Origin of the sequence: Clostridium sp. CM028 (genome assembly GCF_030585565.1) — a bacterium.
Taxonomy (GTDB): Bacteria; Bacillota; Clostridia; order Clostridiales; family Clostridiaceae; genus Clostridium_AD; species Clostridium_AD estertheticum_B.
Map to the genome: position 1 here is coordinate 2,914,856 of NZ_CP077766.1, position 22,295 is coordinate 2,937,150.

Genomic DNA, 22,295 nt, shown 5'->3' on the forward strand with positions numbered 1-22,295 from the left:
TTATGGTTATGTTAATAAGTAAATGGGGAAATAAGCAATAATATTTTTTGTTGTATGCAGAGAAAGGCTGGGGGATTTAAAATGTTAAAAAAGAAAAAAATAATATTAGCGTTCATGTGGTTAGCTATTTTGGGTGGTGCATTATATAGTACAAACTATGCCGTAAAAAAACATGAAAGATCTGTACAAACTATGAAGATTAAAGAAGAAGCATTAACTAAAGCTAAAGAAGAAAAATTAGCGAAAAAAGAAGAAGAAGCAAAAGCAAACGAAGAAGCAAAAGCAAAAGCTTTGATAGAGAAAAAATCACAGATTAAAACTGATGAAGATAAGAAAAGCTCAATTGGAAGTTCTCAAAAAGTTGTTGTTATAGATCCAGGACATGGCAGTGTTACTAGTAGCAAAAAAGAGCAACAAGATCCAGGTTCAAGTACAATGAAAGTAATTGAACCGGGTGGTGCTCAGGGTGTTAATACAAGAACTCCTGAATACGTGGTTAATATGGCGGTAGCAGTTAAACTCAAAAGTGTACTACAGGAAAAAGGATATACTGTAAAAATGACTAAAACGCAAAACAACATAGTTATGGGAAGTAAAGCAAGGGCTGAGTTCGGCAATGATAATCAGGCGGATTTAGTTATAAGAATCCATGCGGATGGAGATGATAATTCATCTGTTAAAGGAGCATCAATGCTTGTACCTGCAGATACTAAAAATACAAATGCCATATATAAGACAAGTAAAAAATATGGAGAGATAGTTTTTAGTAGTTTAATTAATAAGGTTGGTATGAAGGATAGAGGCGTTGTGGAAAGAAATGATATGACAGGATTTAATTGGTCTAAGGTACCTGTTATTTTAGTGGAAATGGGTTTTCAATCTAATGCTTCTGAGGATAAATTGCTTGCAAGTGACTCTTACCAAGATAAGATAGGAAGGGCATTGGCAGAGGGTATTGATCAGGCACTAAAGTAAAAGTATAATTAATAAAATAAAAAAGGCACATAAGACCGTAAAGTCATATGTGCCTTTTTGTCTTATTAGATCAAAGATTCCTTCATTACTTCTTCAAGTGATTTTGACTCCTCAATGTCACTTATTAGTTTGGCGGAGGATTTGTTGTCTCCAATTATAATTCCACCGGTTATGATGTCTTTATTGAAGAACAATTTTTTGTATAGGTTGTTTTCACTATCTTTCGAGCTAATAGCTTTAAATTGATTCTTTGAAATCTCACCTACAGATAATAGTTCTAGGCCCATGGCGTTAAAGGATATAACACCAAGTGCGTGCACATAGGATTTATTATCTCCTACTGCGTTTATACCTGCAATCTTACCCATGTCTACAGCGGCAGGCCAATTTCCATATACGGTGCCTTCAAATTCTGCAATGTCACCGCAGGCATATATGCCACTAATATTAGTTTCCATATTTTCATTGACTAGTATGCCTCTGTTAGTTTTTATATTAGTGTTATCAGCTATGTTTTTGTTTGGTGCAATACCTGTTGAAAATAGTACTAAGTCTGCATCTAATGTTTTTCCACTTTTGAGTGTAACTGATGTAACACCGTTTTCACCGTTTATAAGATTTACTGAATCTCCCAATATAATTTCAATATTTTCGTTTTCAACTGCAGTTTTAAGTATAAGGCTACCTTCACTATCTAATTGCTTAACAAGTAGGGAATCACTAAATTCAACTACTGAAACTTTGAGGCCAGCCTTTTTTATTTCATATGCAGCTTCAAGACCTAAAAGTCCACCACCTACAATAACTACGCTTTTGGAGGTCTTCATCTTATTCTTAATGGATTCTAAATCCTTTAGACTTCGCAGTGTGAATACTCCTTGTTTATCTACTCCTTCTACAGGAATCATATGGTTTTTACTCCCATTTGCTAATATTAGTTTATCGTAACTTATAGCGGTACCACCCTCAAGTAATATTTGCTTTTCTTCAGGGTTTAAGCTTTGAACTTGCACTCCTAAGGTAAGCTTTATATTGTTATCCACATACCACTCTTTTGGAGAGAGGTAGAAAGTATCATCTTTAAGGTCTTCACTTATGCCATCGGAAATTGAAGGCCTGTAATAGGTTAATTGTGATTCATTAGATATCATTTCTATAACGCATTGTTTGTTTCTTTTTCTTATGGCATCAGCAGCATAATATCCAGCAGCGCCGTTACCAATAATTAAGAATTTTTCTTTTTTATCAGAACTAAAGGTAATTACATCTTCTGATACTTGAATAAATTGATCAGCACTTGCACCACAAGCAGGGCAAATTTCAGGTGGTTTCTCTCCATCAAATTCTTCGCCGCAAACGATGCATTTCCATCGTTTCTCCGTAGAAGGTTTAGCGGGACTGTTTTTTATTTTAATTTTTTCAGCTATTTTCTCCGCAAAACTTTCTCCAAATTTAAAGGCAAAGTTTAAATCTTTTTCAGAAGGTTTAAATTTAAATTTCATAGAAGGATATAAATCTAGATTAATTTGTTTTAATCTATCCTCTATATTTGGAACAGCTTCACCACTCCAACCATAAGAACCAAATGCGGAGGCTACTTTTCCACCATGAACTATAGGATTTAAATTTACTAAAATATCCCATATAGGTTTTAGAGCGTCTCCATTTATGGTAGGAGAACCAAAAATTATTCCCTCAGACTTACCTATGCTTTTTAAAATATCATTCATATCATGATAGATAACATCATACATGTTAACTTTGAAATTACTATTGGATTTTATACCTTCTTCTATTTTTTTAGCTACAGTTTCAGTATAACCATAAGCTGAAACGTAGCATAAGGTAACCTGTGTTTCGTCTTGGGGTGATTTTTCGGGAAGGCTCCACTGTTTGTATTGATTTACGACACTTAAGGGATCTTCTCTTAAAATAGGACCATGACCTGGGCATATTATATCTATTGGCAGGTCCTTTATTTTATCTATAGCTTTTAACACATAAGGTTTAAAGGGTCCCATAATAGAGTCAAAGTAATATTTTAAGGCTTCGTAATAATCTTCTTGGTTTCGGTTTAAATCATTATACATCGCATCACTTGCGTAGTGACTTCCAAAGGAATCACAAGTGATAAGTAGCTTGTCTTGTGCAACATAGGTATAAATTGAATCTGGCCAGTGAAGAAAAGGTGCTGAAATAAAAGATAAGGTTTTATTTCCAAGACTTATACTATCCCCATCTCCTACACTTATATATTCAAAATCTCTATTTATGATTTCTTTAAGAAATCCAATTGCTGCAGGTGATCCTACTACTTTAGCGTTTTTAGCAATTTCTAAAAGTTTTCCTACTGAGCCTGCATGGTCTGGCTCAGTGTGATCTACTACTATATAATCAATGTTTTCTATATTAATGTCTAAAGATTTTAATCTTTCCAGATATTCATCAAAAAATTTCTCTTTTACCGTTTCAAATACTGCAGTTTTTTCACTACCTTTTACTACATAAGAGTTATAAGTAGTACCAAAAGGGGTATACATAATTATATCAAAAATTCTAAGATTAGGGTCTAGTGCACCTACCCAGTAAATATCCTTTGTCACTTCTAATGCATTCATTTATATCGCTCCTTTAATAACTATTCGAAAATAATAGTTATTGCTATAAAGTATAGTATAGGAATATTTAGAAAGCAATAACAATTTACCAATTTAGAGCAATTTTATTTTACAGTAAACGCTTTTTATGCTATAGTTTTTAAATGATTGTGTAACAAATTTGAAGAATTATAAAGAAAAATGGCAAAACATTTTTTTATGTGAAAAAGATGTATTTTCCTTCTTAAAGGTTGCCAGAATATGATTAATATAAAACGTAGGAGGAATGCAAATGAGAGATTTTGTTATTATGACAGATTCTTGCTGTGATTTGCCCAAGGAATACATTTACGGTAATAATATCCCTTTTGCTATGTTGCCATTTAGTTACAATGGTAGAGAGTACTTAGATGATTTAGGACAAAGCCTAAGTCACAAACAATTTTTTGATGACCTTCGGGAGGGAGCATTACCTAATACCTCTCAAGCAAATTCTGAAAGCTTCTATAAAATTTTCAAATCAGCTGTAGAAAATGGTAAGGATGTAATTTATATTGGAGTGTCTTCAGGCCTTAGTGGCACCTATAACAGTGCTAATATTGGTAAAACTGCTATATTAGAAGAGTTCCCTAATTCGTGTATATATATTGTTGACGTGTTAACAGCATCACTGGGTCAAGGTCTTATGGTTAAAAAAGCCGTGGAAATGAAAAATGAAGGCTACACTTTGGAGAAGATTGTATGCCAAATAGAAGAAAACATACAAAATTTAAATACTTACATCACTGTGCAGGATTTGAATTTTTTAAAAAGAGGTGGAAGGATATCTAATGTAGCGGCTACCCTAGGGCTAGTACTACATATAAAGCCTATACTTACTATTAACCAGGTCGGACGTGTAATGCCAGTACTCAAGGTTCGAGGGCGTAAAAAATCTCTAACTAAGCTTGCAGAAATAGTGAAGGAGAAGATTAAAAATCCTGAAACTCAAACTATAGCTATCTGTCATGCAGATTGTTATGATGAAGCTGTAAGACTTAAAGAGGAAATACTCGCAAAGGTTGTGGTTAAAGAAGTAATTATTCATTATATCGGACCAGTAGTTGGAAGATTTAGTGGCCCAGGGGCTCTGGCAGTGTTTTTCATCGGTGAGAGCAGACAACATCACGTAATAGATATTTAAAATTTTGAAAAATAATTACGAAGATAATTTATAAATAAGGAGAGTTTATATGAATTGGTTAAATGTATTATTGTTATCCGCAGTGCCTCTTATTGAGCAGAAAATGGCTATACCTCTTGGAATAAATGTGTACAATATGAATCCAATAGTAGTATTCCTATTAAGTTTTGTTGGAAGTTTGCTTCCGGTTCCCTTTGTATTGATATGTTTTAATAAAATATTTGAATTGTTAGGTAAATATAAGTTAACTAGTGGAATATATAACCTAATTGATAAAAAAATAAGCAAGAACAAATCTAAATTTGAAAAGTTTGAAGAAATAGCGCTTATAACTTTTATAGCGATACCTCTTCCTACCACAGGCGTTTGGACAGGGACTGCGATAGCTGCTTTTTTAAAGTTGGATTTTAAAAGATCTGTCATGTGTGCTGTTGTAGGATCTTTTCTATGTGGACTTATTATTACAGGATTATCTGTAGCATTCCCAGCGTTTTTAAAGATGCTATAAATTATGATCCCTTACCAATAGGTAGCTTACCTATTGGTAAGGGGTTATTTATTTTTATTGAGGATTATAGTAAAGATGAGTGTACTGTAGTTATTACAGCATTATAAATATTGGAATATTTATGAAAATCAATTGGGGCTTATAGATATAAAATGGTTAAGAGAATAAAGGAAAAAAATACAAATAACGTAATGAAATTAAAGAATAGAGAAAATAGTGAATAGAATGCCTGATTATCATGACAAATGTTTACATTATAATCATAATTTTCATAATAATGAAGGCGATTATAAAGAATAGTTCTAATTTGTTAAAAAATATTCTATTTTATATTAAAAACTTTTAGTTATTTTTATTATAATTTCGACAAAATAATCTAGCTCATATATATGTGGATGGTTTACTATTCTTTATTAATCGTGGCATTATGGGTGGAAAAGGTTTAAGTTGTCATTTTAAAGAGATAATATATGTGAAACGCATTTCATAAAGTGACAGATTATTTTGAAAAGTAATGTTAATGTATTCTCATAACATAAGTATAGGGGGAAAACATATATGGTAGTTATAGAGAATTTATTAAGAAAAGTAACAGATGGTGATGTAAACCATAATTATTTTTATAGGTTAGTAAAAAGTCAAATTTCCGTTTCAATGTATGGTGAACTTACTGAAATACAAGCTTATGGTATTGAAATAGAAAGACAAGACATAGTTGATGGATCAGTGGTAGGTATACAAAGAGATTGCGTAGAAAACATAAGCCCACAAAGACATAAAGTTAAGAATCTTTTAAAAATGTTATATGACAATACGGTATCACCTATTCACATGATTGACATATTGGGTGATTATATTGATGAATATACTAGTGACTTTGATGAGATTTTGAAAAATATAGCTACTTGCTAATATTTAATTAGTCTAACATATGAGGAAACTGAACCTCTTCCTGAGGAGAATGCTCCTCTTTTTGGTTTACAATGGAAAGTTATGAGACTGTTATAAAATTACTCCAAAAGAACAATGCAGCTGAAAACTATATATTCTTAGTATAACAATTTTTTAATGATGACAATATTATAATTATTGTAAAAATAAAATAATAGATCAATTAGTACAATAAATAATCAAAATTGTATTATATTATTGTTGTAGTAGGAGTATTATATATAGATATCTAATGATAAAATTAACAGCTGTATTTTACGAAATACAAAAACTAAACTTATAAATATAGATCAATGAGTGGGAGTGATGGTTATGATTCTTGGTGTCGGTACTGATATTGTTGAAATACGACGGATAAAAAAGGCTATGGAGAGCAATGAGAAGTTTTTAGAGAAGATCTTCACAACAGTTGAATTAGAATATCTTAAAAGCAGAAATTTAAGGGCAGAATATGTGGCCGGAAGGTTTGCTGCTAAAGAAGCAGTAGCAAAAGCTTTAGGGACAGGATTTAGAGGATTTGATTTTAAAGATATTGAAATTGACAGGACAACTCTTGGAAAGCCTGTAGTGAGCTTAAAAGGGAAGGCAAAGTTAATAGCTAAAAAAGAAGGAGAATACAATATTCACCTTAGTATATCTCATGGGGAAGACAGTGCTGTGGCTTATGCTATAGTGGAAGCTACAAAAAAGATTGAAGAAGTTTGTAAGTAGAGACGGGCATTATTCATTGGAATTAGTTATTTTAGTAATAGTATGCAACTATTAGTAATAGATTAATAGTAGAATATTTCGTTAGATATCTAACAATTGAAAATTCTTTTGCATCTTTAGAGAAACGCTAGGAGGATAACAATGAAAAGAAATTCACTATTAATTTTAAGCTTTTTGCTGATTTTAAGCTCGCTATTATTAACTTCATGCTATAAGAAACCAAAGGATACTAATGATATTACAACATTTTTAAAAAACATGGAAAGTTATACTACACAAATGAATATGGATGTAAAGAATGATAAACAGACAATTAATTATAAGGCAAGACAAACCTATTTAAGGGGAAGCGGATACAAGCTAGAGCTAAACAAAAACAGAGTATTTATTTTTAAAGCTGATGATAAAATTTATATTAGTGACAAAAACAATGGAACAAAGTATGTACAGAGCAAAGATTTTGATGAAGTCCTTAAATTAAGTTTTATCGGCGAATACATAGGATTATTATATACTAATGAGAAAATAGAATATGATATCAAAACCATTAATGGTATTGAATACACAGTAATTAACTTATTTATCCCTGGTAATAATAAAAATATTAATAAGGCATTGCTCTATGTTAATACTAAAAGTATGTTGCCAGCTAGAATGGTTATTTATGATATCAATGATAAAGAAAAAATTGAGATAAAATATAAGGATTTTCTTCCTAACGTAAAAATTGAACAATCAGAGCTTTCAGTTCGGTAGTGTTAGCTATAAATAACAAATGAGGTGAAGGCATGTTTAAACACTTAAGACCCGTGTGGGCAGAGATTGATTTAGATAAGTTAGCTCATAATATGAGAGAAATTAGGCGGGTAGCTAGAAGTGAGAATATTATAGCGGTTGTGAAAGCAGATGCCTATGGGCATGGAGCTGTAGACGTAGCACCGGTACTCATTAAAAATGGTGCCAATAGATTAGCTGTAGCAGAGCAAAGTGAAGCGGTGGAACTTAGGCGGTCAGGTATAGAATGCCCAATAATGATTTTGGGGTTTACACCACCAAATTTAATTGATAATTTATTGAAATATGATATTGAACAAACAGTATTCTCTTATAAATTTGCAAGCAAGCTTTCGAGGATGGCTCAAAAGAAAAATAAGGTAGCTAGAATTCACATAGCGGTAGACACCGGTATGGGGAGGATAGGGTATCTACCAAATGAGGAAAGCGCTGAAGAGGTATATAATATCAGCAAGCTACCTAACATAATCATAGAAGGGTTATTTTGTCATTTTTCTACAGCGGATGAAAAAGATAAGACCTATACTTATGATCAAGTAAAAAAATACGACGCTTTTTATGAAAAGTTAAAAGAGAAAAAAGTGTACATAAAAATGAGGCATATTGCTAATAGTGCTGCTATTATAGATTTGCCAGAAACTCATTATGAGGCAGTGCGGCCAGGGATAATAGTATATGGCTATTATCCGTCAGGCGAGGTAAATAAGGAAAACATAAGTTTAAAACCTGTAATGACATTAAAAACAAATGTAGTGCACATAAAAACACTACCTGCTGGAGAATATGTGAGTTACGGAAGAAAGTATAAAACAGAGAAGGAAAGTATTATAGCTACACTTCCAATTGGATATGCTGATGGGTATACAAGGCTCTTATTTCAAAAGGGAAAGGTTATATTGAGGGGGAAATTCGCTCCAGTAATAGGTAAAATTTGTATGGATCAGTGCATGATTGATGTTACTGAAATTGATGGAGCCAAAATTGGCGATGAGGTAATATTAATAGGTGAGGATGAAAATAATAAATTTACAGCAGACACAGTAGCAGAATTAATAGGGACGATAAACTACGAAGTAATCTGCATGATTGGAAAAAGAGTTCCAAGAGTTTATGTTAGTGAAGGTAGAGTTGTAAAGATAAAAACATATGTATAATATTCATGCATTATATGTAGAATGAACCATTTAAACATAAAATTACTTGTCGAAAAAAAACGAAAACGCGAATAATTTCTTTGACAGATTGACGTAGGTTGAATTATAATATATTCATACATATTGTTGCTTTACTTATTAGGAGGTATTAAATTTTCTATGTCAACTTCAAAGAAATTAGTAATAAACCTCTCAAAAAAACTTTACAGTGAATTTAATAAGATACTTTCGAAAGATTGTAAAAAAAGAAGTGAATTTATTCGGGAAGCTATAATACTATATATCGAGGGAAAGAAAAATCTTAAATATATAGATGAAATGAAACAAGGATATTTAGAAATGGCTGAGTTAAATTTAGAAATGGCTAATATGGGTTTTGAAATTGATATTAAAGATTTTAAAGAATACGAAGTTAAGCTTTCGGAGAGTGATTTGTCAAATGACAACAATAGTAAAAAGAGGAGATATATTTTATGCTGATTTGAGCCCGGTTGTAGGCTCGGAACAAGGCGGGATTAGACCTGTAATTATACTTCAAAATGATATTGGTAACAAGTACAGTCCCACTATTATTATTGCAGCTATTACTTCCCAGATAAATAAGGCGAAACTCCCTACTCATGTTGAAATTTCTTCAGAAGAGTATGGATTAAATAAAGATTCTGTAGTTTTGCTAGAACAAATAAGAACATTAGATAAAAAAAGATTAAAAGAAAAAATTGGTCATATGACTGATGGAGATATGAAAAAAGTAGATACTGCGCTTTTAATTAGTGTAGGGTTATAAAATAAATAATAAATAGTTTTATACGCAAAAAAAAGTATATATTACGTATAATGCATTGAAGCGAGATTTAGAACTTCTTATTTTATTTTTAATTAAGATGCGTTAAGAAAAACATATGGTTGAGCGAGATAGCGAGGCTATGTTTTTTAGCAGATTAATTTTAAATAAAATTAGTAGTTCTTAGGGAAGCGAATGCATTAATAGTAATATATACTTTTTCTTTTTTATTGTATTTTATAAAAGGTTTAAAAATTATGTTATAATAATTAAATAAGATAAATAGGAATACAGGTAGATAACAACTATTGGTTCTTATCTACACCAAAGCAATATTAGGAGGAGACATATGGAGAAAACATTAGAACAATTAAAAGCAATTACTAAAGAAGTTAGGAAAGATATCGTAACTATGGTTACAAAGTCAGCGTCTGGGCACCCAGGTGGATCGTTATCTGCTGTGGAAATCATAACTACTTTATATTTTAATGAGATGAATGCGGGTCCAGAAAATAAGAATGATCCAGACAGAGATAGATTTGTACTTTCAAAGGGGCATGCGGCACCAGCATTATATAGCGTGCTTGCTAGAAAGGGATACTTTGATAAAAGTGAATTAATGGGACTAAGAAAACTTGGATCAATGCTTCAAGGACATCCTAATATGAATACTATTCCAGGGGTAGATATGTCTACAGGTTCTTTAGGCCAAGGGATTTCTGCTGCAGTAGGAATGGCATTAGCTGGAAAACTAGATAAAAAAGGATACAGAGTGTATTCACTGCTTGGAGATGGTGAACTTGCAGAAGGTCAAGTTTGGGAAGCAACTATGTCAGCTGCACACTATAAGCTTGATAATCTAACCGCTTTTGTAGATCATAATAGACTACAAATAGATGGTAAGGTTTCGGAAGTTATGGGTTCTGATCCAGTAGATGCTAAATTTGCAGCTTTTGGATGGAACGTTATTTCTATCGATGGACATGATCTTGTACAAATTAAAAGTGCTATAGAAGAAGCTAAAAAAACAAAAGGAAAACCAACAGTTATAATTTGCGAAACTGTAAAGGGTAAAGGTGTATCCTTCATGGAAAATGAAGCTAGTTGGCACGGAAGCGCTCCAAATAAAGAACAATGCCAAGAAGCAATAGACGAAATTGGAGGTACTGTATAATGGGTAAAGTTGCAACAAGAGAAGCTTATGGTAAAGCCTTAGCCAAATTAGGATTAGAAAATGAAAATATAGTTGTTTTAGATGCGGATTTATCTAAATCCACTAAAACTGCAGACTTTAAAAAAGTGGCTCCAGAAAGATTTATTAATATGGGTATCGCCGAAGGAAATATGATGTCCGTAGCTGCAGGACTTGCTTCTTGTGGCAAAATTCCTTTTGCAAGTACTTTTGCTATATTTGCAGCAGGAAGAGCTTTTGAACAAATAAGAAACTCTATTTGTTATCCAAAATTAAATGTTAAAATTTGCGCAACGCATGCAGGACTCACAGTAGGAGAAGATGGAGCATCTCATCAAGCAATAGAAGACATAGCTTTAATGAGAAGTATACCAAATATGGTAGTTATAAGCCCTAGTGATGATGTTGAAACGGAAGCTGCTATAAAGGCTATTATAAAGTACCACGGACCTTGCTATGTAAGGCTTGGAAGATCAGGTGTTTGCACAGTAAATGATGATCCTGAGTACAAATTCGAATTGGGGAAAGCTGTAACGCTTAGAAAAGGACATGATGCAACTATAATAGCTACAGGTATTATGGTAGATGCTGCTTTGGAAGCTTATAACATATTGGCTGAGGAAGGAATAAAGGTTAGGGTGCTTAATATACACACTATTAAACCTATTGATGAAGAGGCAATTATTGTTGCAGCTCGCGAAACTGGATTAATTGTTACCGCTGAAGAACATAGCATTATAGGCGGACTTGGATCGGCAGTAGCTGAGGTTGTTACGACTAATCATCCAGTACCAGTTATGAGAGTTGGAGTTAAAGATACCTTTGGTGAGAGTGGTAAGCCAGAAGAACTTTTAAAAGCATATGGATTAACTACAGATGAAATAGTTAAAGCTCTCAAAAAGGGTCTTTCCTTAAAATAATTTTAGAGACTTTTATGCACGTATGTATAAAAGTCTCTAAATAATTTATAGGATAATATTGTTTAACTATAATAAACTTTGTTTTTTAGGAAATCATAACGAGCGATTTATTTATAATATTTATAATATTCACGGAAATTTTATATTATAAATTATTACAGGCTTAATCAGTATGTTATAATGTTAGTGATGAATTTAATGAAACAAATTACATAAGTATGGTAAGGAGAGTTTAATATGATACAATTTAAAAAAGTAACTAAGATTTATGATAATAATGTAACGGCTTTGTCGAATATTGACATAACTATTAAAAAAGGGGAATTTATATTCATTGTAGGTCCTAGTGGAGCAGGAAAATCTACTTTTGTTAAGATACTTTTAAAAGAGGTAGAACCAACTACGGGAAGTGTTATTATAAATGATACGGATATAACAAAATTACCTAGAAAAAAGGTACCTTATCATAGAAGAAAAATTGGAGTGGTTTTCCAAGATTTTAGATTAATTGAGTCTTTAAATATTTATGAAAATGTGGCGTTTGCACTAAGGGCTACAGAATGTTCTGCAAAGGATATTAAGAAAAAAGTACCTTATGTTTTAGATTTAGTTGGATTATCAAAAAAATATATGGCTTTTCCTCATGAGATTTCAGGTGGAGAGAGACAAAGAGTTTCTCTTGCGAGAGCTATAGTAAATAATCCTACTTTGCTAATAGCAGATGAACCAACAGGAAACTTAGATCCTGAAACTGCATTAGGTATTATGGATATTTTAAAAGATATTAACAAGTCTGGTACCACAGTAGTTATGGCAACACATGCAAAAAATATAGTAGACTCTATGAAAAAGAGGGTAATAGCTATAGAAAAGGGTGTTATAGTTAGAGATGAGCAAAGGGGAAGATACGGTTATGAAGATTAGTACAATTAAAAATTTTGTTATGGATGCTTTAAAAAGCTTAAAAAGAAATAAAACCGTTAGTATAGCGTCAGTGGCTACGGTGGCTGCTACTCTATTTATTCTAGGGGTGTTTTTATTAATTGTTTTTAATGTTAACGCAGGAATTCAAGAACTAGGAGCTAAGTTAGAGGTGGGAATTTATCTTAAGGATGATATAACAGTAGCAGATAAATCAGCTGTTGAAAATGCTTTAAGCAAAACACCGGGAGTAACAGATGTTAGATTTGAGGATAAGAACGATGCACTAGCAAAAGTAAAGAAACAATTTGGCAAAGATAGCCAAGCTTTAGTAAAAGGATTTGAAGGTAAAGGGGGAAATCCTTTTCCGACTGCATACGTTGTAAGTGTTACCAAACCTGAAGTAATAAATGATGTGGTTAAGAATGCTACAGGATTAAAAGGCATAGAGGAAATTAAAGATGTCAGACAATATGTTGATAAAATTGTAAAGATAACAAATACTCTTAAAATAATAGGAATTGCATTATTTGCAGTTTTAATAACTGTTTCTTTATTCTTAATAGGAAACACAATTAAACTTACAGTTTACTCTAGAAAAAAAGAAATAGGTATTATGAAATTTGTTGGTGCTACGGATTGGTTTATAAGATGGCCATTTATTATTGAAGGCATGATTTTAGGTTTAGCAGGAGCACTTATTTCTACTGGATTACTATATTATGCTTATAAAATGGCTTTCTTAAAGATTACTAATGGATTATTAGGAGCTACTCTTATAAACCCTCATATGATATTAAGTACTACTTTATGGCAATTTATGTTGGGTGGCTTAGTTATTGGAGCCATAGGAAGTTCTATATCTATAAGAAAATTCTTGGTTGTATAGTATAAAAGCATCTTCTGCGAATCTGCACAGCTTCGCAGAGGATGCTTTTACGACTTCAAAAGGAGATCTATGCTTTCACTGAATTTCTGTATTTATTATAGAATGTAACATATACTTATAGAAAGGGAGAACTATCCTTCTGAAATGTCATTAAATTTATTTATTTTCTTATCAGTGTTATAAATTTATTATATTTACATAAATAATATATAGAGAATATATAGATAATATATAGAGAATAATATATAGAGAATAATAAAGAGGTGTATAAAATGGGCGATGAAAATAAGCCTGAAAAATTTAGAGTTTTAGAAAATGGTAGTGGAAAACCCAAAGCAAAGAAAATGAAGTGTATTATATGGATTATAGTTTTAGTACTTATTACTAATACCATAACTTTATTTGTCTCAACTCAAATTTCATTAGGTATTCCAAATGGAAAAGTGGCTATTGGAAGAGAAGCTTATGACCAGGTATTAAAGTTTCAAAAACTATTTTTAGTCAGAAATAAATTGTATGAGTACTATGATGGCAAAATTAGTGATGATGTTTTAGTTGAAGGAGCTATAAAGGGCATGACTGATTCCCTAAAGGATCCTTATACAACTTTTATGAACAAGAAAGAGTTTTCAGACTTTAATTCTCAAACACAAGGAGCTTATACTGGCCTTGGATTACAAGTGGGAGTTAAAGACGATAAGATAGTTGTAATTGCACCCTTTGATGGATCACCAGCTAAAAAAGCAGGATTAATTTCTGGAGATGTTATAGAAAAGGTTAATTCAACAGAAGTCTCTGGAAAAGAACTAGAAAAAGCTGTTACAATGATGAAGGGCAAGGCAAATGAGTCAGTTACCTTAACTATTAATCGAAAAGGGAAAGGTAGTTTTGACATTAGTATGAAACGTGCTAAGATCGATTTGATAACAGTTAAAGGCGAAATGCTAGAAGGCACGGTTGGATATATTCAGCTTACAATGTTTGATGAGAATACTGCTAAGAATTTTGAAAAGAAATTATCAGAATTACAAGAGAAGGGTATGAAGAGTCTAATAGTAGATGTAAGAGGAAATCCTGGCGGACTTTTAGATCAGGTTGTAGATTTAACATCTAACTTTGTACCTAAAGGAAAGGTTATTGTATCTACAATAGATAAGAATAAGAGAAAAACTGAAGATAAATCTAAGGGAGGCCTAGCATTAGGCATGCCATTAACAGTATTAACAGATGAAGGTTCAGCAAGTGCCTCAGAAATTTTTGCAGGTGCTATAAGGGACTACAAAGTTGGTACTTTAGTGGGAGAAAAAACCTTTGGTAAAGGCATAGTTCAAAGGATGTTTTACAGAAGCGTTGATGGTTTTGATGATGGTACAGCATTAAAAATTACTATATCAAAATATTATACGCCGAGTGGTGAGAATATACATCATATTGGAATAAAACCGGAAGTGCCAGTTGTGTATCCACAAGCACTTAAAGAGAAACCATATGATAGAACTTTGGATCCGCAGTTTAAAAAAGCTTTAGAGATAGCTAAAGATAAAATCAAATAATAAAATAAAAGTATCTATTTAAGTATCTACCAATAAATTTGGTAGATACTTGGTTTTTAACGACATTTCAGAAGGGAAGTCTCCTACTTCTATAATCGTAAGTTATATAATATAACAAATAGAAGTTCAGTGGGAATATAAATCACCTTCTGGAGTCGTTAATATTGAGCACCGCAGGTGATGATTTGACGACATTTTAATAGCTTATAATATTACGTGTTTCATAGTGATATGAAAGGAGAATTTTAATCAATGGAAATTGCAATACATACTTTAAGAGCAGTTGCGTTTGCAATTGTTGACCCTTCAAATTCGTTTATTTTAATAATAATTGCAATAATTTTTTATAATAAAAATAAGAAGACTGCAGCTATGCAGAAAATGATAATGGGAGAAAGTTTAGATTCACCTTTTGAACTAACTATATCTCAAATTGTAATAGGAATTTTTGCCGGTGCTGTGGCAAGTCTATTATTTACATTTTCAGGGTTAGTTTTTGATGAAAATTCAAATATTTATTTATTGTTTATGGTGTCGTTATTTTTTATGGCAGTTAAGCCTAGATATATTAGTTTTTCTTATTCTGGTGCAGTTCTGGGAATAATGAGCCTGGTGTTTAAATATGCATCCAGTACATTACATATGCCACAATTGAATATTATAAACATAGATATTCTGACCTTAATGACACTGGTTGGAATATTACATATTATAGAGGGAATCTTAGTCATGATAGATGGCTCAAGAGGAGCTATTCCTGTGTTTACTAATAGAGATCAAAAAATTATAGGTGGGTTCGCCTTAAAAAGATATTGGGCACTACCAATTGCTTTACTTATACTTTTAAGTGCGTCTTCATCAGAATTAGCGGTTGGGCAGAACTTCATGATGACTGAGTGGAAGGGTTTAATAAAAGGGGACATAGTCAATCGGATTGTAAAAAATTCGGTTATAGCATCTATGGCACTGTATGGAGTTATTGGATATAGCAGCATTACATTTACAAAGCTTAAGAAAAGGAAGGCGCTTACTTCGGGAGCATTAGTACTTACTTATGGTATAGCGCTAACAGCTGTATCTCAATTACCAGTATTAGGGTCAGTTTTTCAAATATTTATTTTGATATTTGCAGCTATATTGCATGAGGCAATGCTACGACTAGAAAAGTACATGGAGCTCACTTTAAAACCAAAATTTATGAGTAGTGAAGAGGGAATTATGGTACTGGAAGTAGCGCCTAAGTCTCCTGCTTTTGAAATGGGGATTCAAAGTGGAGATTTAATAGTGCAGATGAACAAGAGTAAAATAGAGAATGAAGAAGAACTTATTAACATAGTTAAAGGGAAATTTAATTCAATAAATCTTAAAATTAAAAAACCTTCCGGAGAACTAAAAGATACTAGTTATAGCAGTATGGCTGGAGACAAAAGACTAGGAGTAGTTATTGTACCAAGGGAGTTACCAAAAGATACTGCTATAGTAAAGGTGGATAATGAAACCTTTAAAGATGTGATGAACAAAATGAGAAATAAAGAAAAGGATAAGAAATAGAAAAAGTATGAAGTTTCTCCTACGTGCCTTGCAAACGAACTAAAAACTAGAAATTACATTAAGAAATTCTAATCTTTTGCTTATATAAAATTCTTTAACGCTCATATTCGGCGTCTTGCCTCAGGTTCGCTAGCTTGCACTTCCTGTGCAAGCTTACAAGAATTTTATGTTCGCAAAAGAAGAATTTCATACTTGTTATTTTATCTCTTAGTAAAGCCTGAATGATAAAAATGATCTCAAAAGAGTGATATTGAATAAATACTTTAAATATGTTAAAATTAGTTAAAATTAAATTAATTTAGGTGTCTATAATCGTTAATAGATACTGATTTTAGTGAGGTGACTATGAAAAAAAAATATTATTTTGAAAAAATCAGCACAATAGTATGTTTATTGTTAATTTTATTTTCCACCTGGCAACAATTTCAATATAACCATACTACTTTAATTGTTGTATTCGTAGTTGTGTATTCGTTACTAAAAAATAAATTTTTTAAAAATGCAGAATATGAAAATAAAAAAGATTATATTTTTAATATAATAAATATACTTTTACTTTTACCATCTTTATCTTTGATTATCTATATGGTGATTTATAGATAAAATGAATATCTATATTTTGTTGGTGGTACTAAGTTAAGCTTTATTTTAAAGGAGAATTTTTTGAAAGGCCTTTAAAATAGGCTTTTTTTAATTGTAACGGAAGTCCAAGCAGTACTTCCGTTACAATTAGAGAGACTTAAATAAAACAAATTCTATATTATTAGAACTGTTTTACATACCTCCAACCACTTAAAAAAAAAGAATTTCTAATATTTAAAAATTCTCAATTCCACTGCAATTAATGACACATATGCAGGATGAGAATATATTATAGCAGTGGGAGACTTTCCTTATGAAATGTTGTTAAAGGTAATAAATGTAAAGATGTATTAACATTTAGGAGGGATATAGAAATGATTTTAAGAGAAGATGAGCGTGTACAAAATTCTAAACGCATTGCAGTTCGCTATACTTATTTTTTTGAAATACTGGGCATATCGGTTTTATGTATTCTATCAATTATGTATAAGAATTTAATATTGCTGCCACCTTTATATTTATTTAACTCTTCTATTTATGTTTCAATTTCACTTGATCCACTTATAGCCTTTATAGTGAATACACAAATTTTGTTTATGTTTGCTGCTCAAGCAATATTCAATAAGCGTTTTGGAGGAAAGAGGGAAGCATTAATTAGTGGAACTGCTGGATTCAGATTTATGGATGAAAGGGAGCGGAAAGTATCAGATAAAGCTATCAGTGTAACTTTTCTTTATATTAATATATTTCTTATCATATGGGCTGTTATTGACATTTTCATTAGTGGAAAATTAGGATTACCTCTTATAATAATTGGAGTGGTATTCATTATTTATAACATAACTAAAGGGATAATACTTCACAACTTCAAAGAGAAATATCATGAAAAATAGCATCAAAGAACATCGTAAAAGTTATAAATTAACGCAAGAGGAATTGGCTAATAATTTAGGGGTTACTCGCCAAACAATTATAGCTATAGAAAATGATAAGTATAATCCAACATTAAGCAGTTAGTATGTATGAGATTGATTTTGACAACATAAAAAATATAGTTGAAGTGCTAAAATTCGACGAGCCTGATGGAGACTGGCTGGATTTTGTTTTTTCTAATAGACAGGGTATGTATAGCGGAAAACAGTATGATGTGATAATTGGAGCAGTAGCTGATGATACTATATATAGGGTTTTCAGTTTGTATGAAGCAGGACTCTTGGATAGAGAAGAAACTCTCAAGAGATTGAAGATTAAAAAATTATATGATCAAGTTACCTTTTGTACAGAGAAGGCATTGACCTATTTGCATTATATTGGTCAGTTAAATACTGATATAGAGGAGGATATATGATGAGTGAATCGAAAGAATTTCAAGCTATTTTACAAGTGATCGTATCTCGCTTGGTACAAATAATTGCCAAAGAGATGAATATTTCTGATAAGGATGCATTAAATAATTTTTATTCATCAAAGCTTTATGAAAAGCTGGAGCAAGAGGAGACGAAAGTTTGGCATTTAAGTGTGCCTACCCTTTATAGTCTCTATGTTGAAGAAATAAAAACAGGTAAAATTATTTTTCCAGAGGAGGCATAAAATGGAACAAAAATTAGACTTTTTAGTATATTGTATAGAAAATTATAAAAATGAAAAAGGTTTAAAAGGCAAGGAAGCTTTAGAGTTTTTTAACAGATATCGTGTTTTTGATTATATTGATGCGAGCTATGAAGCTTTGCATACCACTGGAAGAGAATATATTATAGAAGACCTTAGTATTTACATTAATTCAAAGCAAAAGGTTGATTCAGGGATTGCACATTAATAATTTAAAAATTTCAGAGCCTTAGAGAATGCTATAACAAAAAGTATATATTGCTGAAATGCGCTCACGTCGCTAAGTGTTCGAACGCATTCTACGCAATATATACTTTTGTTAGCATTCTCTAAGAAAAAGAATTAAGTCTAAAAATCCACATTATGCTCTTTCCATTTTTAATTTTAGTGGGTACAGTTACTTTTGAGTAATTATTACCATGAAGAGAGTAAGAGAAAAACGGTATTAGCGAAGAGTAATTATATTAACAAACAGTCGCTTTTAGGTTGCTATAGTAATTGCAACCGTAAGTTGACAAGAAAGCAAATGGAAATTGCTAGTATGCTAGCTGATGTTAGGGTATTATTTAGGTGGGGTGATGAAGTTGAGTTTTTCAGAAAAATTACAAACGTTAAGAAAAGAAAAAGGTTTGTCACAAGAACAACTTGGAGAGGTATTAAATGTATCTCGTCAGTCAATATCGAAATGGGAATCTGGGCAAACATATCCAGAGATAAATAAACTGATAATATTGAGTGATTTATTTGAAATAACGTTAGATGATCTAGTAAAGGATAAAAATATAGGGTGCACTGATAGTGTAGATGATGAAGATGAAGGTGAAGAATATGATAGGCTAATGATTGGTTGTATGATGTTAGGAACAGCCATTGGATGTGTTACAGGGAATTTTATGTGGGCAACAGCAGGTGGGTTTTTGGGGCTTGGAGTTTCTCATATCCTTAAAGAATTCAAAAGAAAAATTTAAGATAATAAGAAACTGCACTAATTTTTTTGATGCTTATTAAAAAAGACAATAATTTTTTTTATCCTCTTGGAGCATACATAATGATAATAACCCCAATTAGTGCAATGCCTCCGCCAATTAAATCAAATCTGTCTGGGAGTACGTTATCAACTTTCCATCCCCACAAGATTGAAAGGACAATAAATATTCCCCCATAAGTTGCATATACTCTGCCAAAGTTAGCATTTTGAGGCTGTAGTGTAGGAATAATGCCATATAATATCAATAATATCGAGCCTACAACTCCATACCAAAGACTTTTACCCTCGCGTAAAAATAACCAAACAAGATATCCTCCGCCTATTTCAAATATACCTGCTAGCACAAAATAGAAAACTGACTTTATAATTTCCAAATGTATATCTCCTTACCTATTTATGATTTTAAGACACATTTAGATATTATATCATGAATATATATATGTTTAATGATAATGATATTGGAAATGTTTATTGAAATTCGATATAATGAAACAAAGACGTAATAGTATATTAAGAAAAATTAAGGAAGACGGAGGGGAGTATATGTCTAAACAAGTAATAATTGTTTTAATTCTTACGGTTATCATTTCTATAATTTCAACACTGGCCTATTCTGTAAGAAGTGTTGGTGTAAGAACGGGAAGAATAGCGGTATCTTTTGCGGTGTTTAATATTTTTTCGTTAATTTCTAGAACTGCAAATACAGTACAAGCACCATTACTAGCTAAAAGGATTGAAGAGACTATAAAAGCCGGGGACCCTCAAAGTTTATTATCTACATTTAGATGGATTCTATTTTCTACAACAATAGCAACAATTATTGGCGCAGCACTCATGCCAACATTTATAAAAATTTTTGGAAAACTTGTAGAATCATTTAGTTATAATCGTTCTATAGCTAAATTGTTATTACACTCGTTTTCAAAATCAGGAATAGAGCAGTTTAAAAGTAGTGTTACAAAACCTAGAAAAGAAAATTTGGGACAATTTAAAAGTTTTAAAATGATACCTAAGAAAATAGTTTTAATTAACACCATAGCCTTTTCAATAGCAACTGTTGGTGTTTTAGCATCATTGTATGCAGGATGTTTAAACCCAGAACTAAGAAGTACATGCAGTACATTATCAGGTGTGATAACGGGCATGGCAGCAATACTTATGGTTATATTCGTAGATCCATATATATCGATTCTGACAGACGATGTACTAAAAGGAGAATGTAGTCAATTGCAATTTGATAGATGTATAATTTTTATTGTTGGAGGATTAATAGTGGGTACTATTTTAGCTCAGCTTTTATTAGTTCCAGCAGCACATATAATATCTTTTATAGCCAAAGCAATTTAAAATAAAATTTAAAAACACGAATCAACAATTTTTATTTATAAAAAAATGACAAGTGTGTTGTTTTGATGAGGGAAGAGTATGTATGATATAAAGGCATACTTTATGTTATAATTAAAACTCAATTGTAACTTAATATATCATAATATTAAAAAAAAAATTTTTGTTTAGATTCTAAAATATAAAATATAATTTGTATGAAAGGTGAAATTCTAATGAAGAAAAAGCATCTATTAATAATAGCTTTAATAATTAGTTTGATATTTGGGGCTTATAATTTTCTTAGTTTAAAGCAGCAAGAAAAAACTGCGACTGAATTATTTATATCCAGTTTATCTCAAACCCAAACTTGTTTTGCACAGGACTACAGTAAACTAAACGAGAATGAAAAAAAATATTACTATATAAAGGCTGCATCTAACCTACATACAGCTTTGAATATATTAAATTCGACTTCGTATGCTAATGTTGAGAATAGTAATGAATTATTTAACGCGATAAATGAACTTAATTCCTGTATATCAGAAAATAATACAACTAATAGTAGGTGGAAAGCTGTTACTGAAAAGCGAGAACTTATATATAATTATTTACATTATATAGTTATAAATCCTAATGACAAAAGTAATTGCAAAGCACTTTCTAGACTTGCAAGTAATTTACGTTTAGACATTGAAGATGTTTTAATTAAGTATGAAGGTAAGAGTCCAAATTGGGATGTAGGGTATAAAATCGATGGTAATGAAAACTCACATGACACATATTATACATTTAAGTACACTGGGATAAATGGTAATTTGGTAAAAGATGTTAAATACTCTATAGATACGTATAATGAAGGAGAAAGTGGCGAATTTAAAAATCATAATAGCAAGGTGCATGCTGGCAAATTGAAACTGACGGCAGGACTTCCAAAAGCTACTGATAGGGATATGTTAGTTAAGATAGAATGGAATGGGAAAAAAGAGTCGTTAATATTAAAAAAGTCTAAATAAAGGCTGAGCTATATAATAAAAAAGAAATATAGAAAGGAAGTGAATATTTAGTGGGCTTGGATACTTAATGGATACTTTCTCACTAATGATAAAT

General features: G+C 31.5%; 24 protein-coding genes and 1 pseudogene. 23 read left to right on the forward strand and 2 right to left on the reverse strand.

Annotated features, from left to right (window positions below; translation table 11 throughout):
• The first annotated feature begins 81 nt into the window (after positions 1–81).
• Positions 82–975 (forward strand): N-acetylmuramoyl-L-alanine amidase, encoded by an 894-nt coding sequence (locus KTC94_RS13735; RefSeq protein ID WP_220320125.1) that lies wholly within the window; start codon positions 82–84, stop codon positions 973–975.
• 65 nt (positions 976–1,040) lie between these two features.
• On the opposite strand, the gene KTC94_RS13740 is transcribed toward KTC94_RS13735, so the two are convergent.
• Positions 1,041–3,593, reverse strand: a complete 2,553-nt coding sequence (locus KTC94_RS13740; protein ID WP_220320124.1) for an FAD-dependent oxidoreductase — start codon at positions 3,591–3,593, stop codon at positions 1,041–1,043.
• A gap of 271 nt (positions 3,594–3,864) precedes the next feature.
• Between KTC94_RS13740 and KTC94_RS13745 the strand changes: the two genes are divergently transcribed.
• The 20 genes and pseudogenes from KTC94_RS13745 to KTC94_RS13840 all read left to right on the forward strand — a co-directional run bounded on the left by KTC94_RS13745 (position 3,865) and on the right by KTC94_RS13840 (position 19,842).
• Positions 3,865–4,755 (forward strand): DegV family protein, encoded by an 891-nt coding sequence (locus tag KTC94_RS13745; RefSeq protein ID WP_220320123.1) that lies wholly within the window; start codon positions 3,865–3,867, stop codon positions 4,753–4,755.
• A gap of 49 nt (positions 4,756–4,804) precedes the next feature.
• Positions 4,805–5,263, forward strand: coding sequence for a small multi-drug export protein (locus tag KTC94_RS13750; protein ID WP_220320122.1), 459 nt, complete (start codon positions 4,805–4,807; stop codon positions 5,261–5,263).
• 558 nt (positions 5,264–5,821) lie between these two features.
• Positions 5,822–6,175 (forward strand): DUF6514 family protein, encoded by a 354-nt coding sequence (locus KTC94_RS13755; RefSeq protein WP_165412522.1) that lies wholly within the window; start codon positions 5,822–5,824, stop codon positions 6,173–6,175.
• 351 nt (positions 6,176–6,526) lie between these two features.
• Positions 6,527–6,925: a holo-ACP synthase gene (gene acpS, locus KTC94_RS13760; RefSeq protein WP_220286167.1), complete on the forward strand. Its 399-nt coding sequence runs from the start codon at positions 6,527–6,529 to the stop codon at positions 6,923–6,925.
• A 141-nt stretch (positions 6,926–7,066) separates the two neighbouring features.
• Positions 7,067–7,681, forward strand: coding sequence for a germination lipoprotein GerS-related protein (locus tag KTC94_RS13765; RefSeq protein ID WP_220320121.1), 615 nt, complete (start codon positions 7,067–7,069; stop codon positions 7,679–7,681).
• 32 nt (positions 7,682–7,713) lie between these two features.
• A complete protein-coding gene (alr, locus tag KTC94_RS13770) occupies positions 7,714–8,874 on the forward strand; it encodes an alanine racemase (protein WP_216302615.1) in 1,161 nt (386 codons plus the stop codon).
• 159 nt (positions 8,875–9,033) lie between these two features.
• Positions 9,034–9,354 (forward strand): CopG family ribbon-helix-helix protein, encoded by a 321-nt coding sequence (locus KTC94_RS13775; protein WP_165412526.1) that lies wholly within the window; start codon positions 9,034–9,036, stop codon positions 9,352–9,354.
• Entirely contained in the window at positions 9,314–9,661 is a 348-nt protein-coding gene (locus KTC94_RS13780) for a type II toxin-antitoxin system PemK/MazF family toxin (protein ID WP_071614469.1), read from the forward strand. The genes KTC94_RS13775 and KTC94_RS13780 overlap by 41 nt, the downstream gene beginning before the upstream one ends.
• Positions 9,662–10,007: 346 nt before the next feature.
• Positions 10,008–10,832 carry a transketolase gene (locus tag KTC94_RS13785; RefSeq protein ID WP_216302616.1) on the forward strand — a complete coding sequence of 275 codons (825 nt, stop codon included), beginning with the start codon at positions 10,008–10,010 and terminating at the stop codon, positions 10,830–10,832.
• Positions 10,832–11,770 (forward strand): transketolase family protein, encoded by a 939-nt coding sequence (locus tag KTC94_RS13790; RefSeq protein WP_216302617.1) that lies wholly within the window; start codon positions 10,832–10,834, stop codon positions 11,768–11,770. Before KTC94_RS13785 ends, KTC94_RS13790 begins: the two co-directional genes overlap by 1 nt.
• A 237-nt stretch (positions 11,771–12,007) precedes the next feature.
• Positions 12,008–12,694 carry a cell division ATP-binding protein FtsE gene (gene ftsE / locus KTC94_RS13795; protein WP_165412528.1) on the forward strand — a complete coding sequence of 229 codons (687 nt, stop codon included), beginning with the start codon at positions 12,008–12,010 and terminating at the stop codon, positions 12,692–12,694.
• Positions 12,684–13,580, forward strand: coding sequence for a permease-like cell division protein FtsX (ftsX, locus tag KTC94_RS13800; RefSeq protein ID WP_220286165.1), 897 nt, complete (start codon positions 12,684–12,686; stop codon positions 13,578–13,580). The genes ftsE and ftsX overlap by 11 nt, the downstream gene beginning before the upstream one ends.
• A gap of 344 nt (positions 13,581–13,924) precedes the next feature.
• On the forward strand, positions 13,925–15,133 hold the full coding sequence (locus KTC94_RS13805) for a S41 family peptidase (protein ID WP_220320150.1): 1,209 nt from the start codon (positions 13,925–13,927) through the stop codon (positions 15,131–15,133).
• Between the two features lie 252 nt (positions 15,134–15,385).
• The gene (locus tag KTC94_RS13810) at positions 15,386–16,684 is read left to right on the forward strand and encodes a PDZ domain-containing protein (protein ID WP_220320120.1); all 1,299 of its coding nucleotides are present in this window, start codon (positions 15,386–15,388) and stop codon (positions 16,682–16,684) included.
• Between the two features lie 956 nt (positions 16,685–17,640).
• Positions 17,641–18,159, forward strand: a complete 519-nt coding sequence (locus KTC94_RS13815; protein ID WP_220320119.1) for a hypothetical protein — start codon at positions 17,641–17,643, stop codon at positions 18,157–18,159.
• A pseudogene (locus KTC94_RS13820) lies at positions 18,149–18,274 on the forward strand (helix-turn-helix transcriptional regulator); the annotation flags it as partial. The gene KTC94_RS13815 and the pseudogene KTC94_RS13820, both read left to right, overlap by 11 nt.
• Before the next feature lie 10 nt (positions 18,275–18,284).
• The gene (locus tag KTC94_RS13825) at positions 18,285–18,614 is read left to right on the forward strand and encodes a DUF3990 domain-containing protein (protein ID WP_220320117.1); all 330 of its coding nucleotides are present in this window, start codon (positions 18,285–18,287) and stop codon (positions 18,612–18,614) included.
• Complete coding sequence (locus KTC94_RS13830; protein WP_216302623.1) at positions 18,614–18,856, forward strand: hypothetical protein; 243 nt, start codon at positions 18,614–18,616, stop codon at positions 18,854–18,856. Before KTC94_RS13825 ends, KTC94_RS13830 begins: the two co-directional genes overlap by 1 nt.
• 1 nt (position 18,857) lies before the next feature.
• On the forward strand, positions 18,858–19,082 hold the full coding sequence (locus KTC94_RS13835) for a DUF3791 domain-containing protein (protein ID WP_216302624.1): 225 nt from the start codon (positions 18,858–18,860) through the stop codon (positions 19,080–19,082).
• A gap of 376 nt (positions 19,083–19,458) precedes the next feature.
• Positions 19,459–19,842, forward strand: coding sequence for a helix-turn-helix domain-containing protein (locus KTC94_RS13840; RefSeq protein WP_220320149.1), 384 nt, complete (start codon positions 19,459–19,461; stop codon positions 19,840–19,842).
• A 58-nt stretch (positions 19,843–19,900) separates the two neighbouring features.
• Here KTC94_RS13840 and KTC94_RS13845 read toward each other — a convergent pair whose 3' ends face one another.
• Positions 19,901–20,236 (reverse strand): YnfA family protein, encoded by a 336-nt coding sequence (locus KTC94_RS13845; RefSeq protein ID WP_220286159.1) that lies wholly within the window; start codon positions 20,234–20,236, stop codon positions 19,901–19,903.
• Positions 20,237–20,405: 169 nt separating this feature from the next.
• Between KTC94_RS13845 and KTC94_RS13850 the strand changes: the two genes are divergently transcribed.
• Together KTC94_RS13850 and KTC94_RS13855 are read left to right on the forward strand one after the other, a co-directional pair.
• Positions 20,406–21,209, forward strand: coding sequence for a lipid II flippase Amj family protein (locus KTC94_RS13850; protein ID WP_216302670.1), 804 nt, complete (start codon positions 20,406–20,408; stop codon positions 21,207–21,209).
• A gap of 212 nt (positions 21,210–21,421) precedes the next feature.
• A complete protein-coding gene (locus KTC94_RS13855; RefSeq protein WP_258876432.1) occupies positions 21,422–22,201 on the forward strand; it encodes a hypothetical protein in 780 nt (259 codons plus the stop codon).
• Positions 22,202–22,295: the final 94 nt, after the last annotated feature.

Excerpts from the sequence above, each read along its gene's own strand:
- KTC94_RS13855 (WP_258876432.1), top strand. The coding sequence starts at position 21,422 with ATGAAGAAAAAGCATCTATTAATAATAGCTTTAATAATTAGTTTGATA.
- KTC94_RS13805 (WP_220320150.1), top strand. The coding sequence starts at position 13,925 with ATGAAGTGTATTATATGGATTATAGTTTTAGTACTTATTACTAATACC.
- KTC94_RS13815 (WP_220320119.1), top strand. The coding sequence starts at position 17,641 with ATGATTTTAAGAGAAGATGAGCGTGTACAAAATTCTAAACGCATTGCA.
- ftsX (WP_220286165.1), top strand. The coding sequence starts at position 12,684 with ATGAAGATTAGTACAATTAAAAATTTTGTTATGGATGCTTTAAAAAGC.
- alr (WP_216302615.1), top strand. The coding sequence starts at position 7,714 with ATGTTTAAACACTTAAGACCCGTGTGGGCAGAGATTGATTTAGATAAG.
- KTC94_RS13735 (WP_220320125.1), top strand. The coding sequence starts at position 82 with ATGTTAAAAAAGAAAAAAATAATATTAGCGTTCATGTGGTTAGCTATT.
- KTC94_RS13830 (WP_216302623.1), top strand. The coding sequence starts at position 18,614 with ATGAGTGAATCGAAAGAATTTCAAGCTATTTTACAAGTGATCGTATCT.
- KTC94_RS13740 (WP_220320124.1), bottom strand. The coding sequence starts at position 3,593 with ATGAATGCATTAGAAGTGACAAAGGATATTTACTGGGTAGGTGCACTA.
- acpS (WP_220286167.1), top strand. The coding sequence starts at position 6,527 with ATGATTCTTGGTGTCGGTACTGATATTGTTGAAATACGACGGATAAAA.
- ftsE (WP_165412528.1), top strand. The coding sequence starts at position 12,008 with ATGATACAATTTAAAAAAGTAACTAAGATTTATGATAATAATGTAACG.
- KTC94_RS13745 (WP_220320123.1), top strand. The coding sequence starts at position 3,865 with ATGAGAGATTTTGTTATTATGACAGATTCTTGCTGTGATTTGCCCAAG.
- KTC94_RS13775 (WP_165412526.1), top strand. The coding sequence starts at position 9,034 with ATGTCAACTTCAAAGAAATTAGTAATAAACCTCTCAAAAAAACTTTAC.
- KTC94_RS13765 (WP_220320121.1), top strand. The coding sequence starts at position 7,067 with ATGAAAAGAAATTCACTATTAATTTTAAGCTTTTTGCTGATTTTAAGC.
- KTC94_RS13790 (WP_216302617.1), top strand. The coding sequence starts at position 10,832 with ATGGGTAAAGTTGCAACAAGAGAAGCTTATGGTAAAGCCTTAGCCAAA.
- KTC94_RS13780 (WP_071614469.1), top strand. The coding sequence starts at position 9,314 with ATGACAACAATAGTAAAAAGAGGAGATATATTTTATGCTGATTTGAGC.
- KTC94_RS13755 (WP_165412522.1), top strand. The coding sequence starts at position 5,822 with ATGGTAGTTATAGAGAATTTATTAAGAAAAGTAACAGATGGTGATGTA.
- KTC94_RS13750 (WP_220320122.1), top strand. The coding sequence starts at position 4,805 with ATGAATTGGTTAAATGTATTATTGTTATCCGCAGTGCCTCTTATTGAG.
- KTC94_RS13810 (WP_220320120.1), top strand. The coding sequence starts at position 15,386 with ATGGAAATTGCAATACATACTTTAAGAGCAGTTGCGTTTGCAATTGTT.
- KTC94_RS13825 (WP_220320117.1), top strand. The coding sequence starts at position 18,285 with ATGTATGAGATTGATTTTGACAACATAAAAAATATAGTTGAAGTGCTA.
- KTC94_RS13835 (WP_216302624.1), top strand. The coding sequence starts at position 18,858 with ATGGAACAAAAATTAGACTTTTTAGTATATTGTATAGAAAATTATAAA.
- KTC94_RS13785 (WP_216302616.1), top strand. The coding sequence starts at position 10,008 with ATGGAGAAAACATTAGAACAATTAAAAGCAATTACTAAAGAAGTTAGG.
- KTC94_RS13850 (WP_216302670.1), top strand. The coding sequence starts at position 20,406 with ATGTCTAAACAAGTAATAATTGTTTTAATTCTTACGGTTATCATTTCT.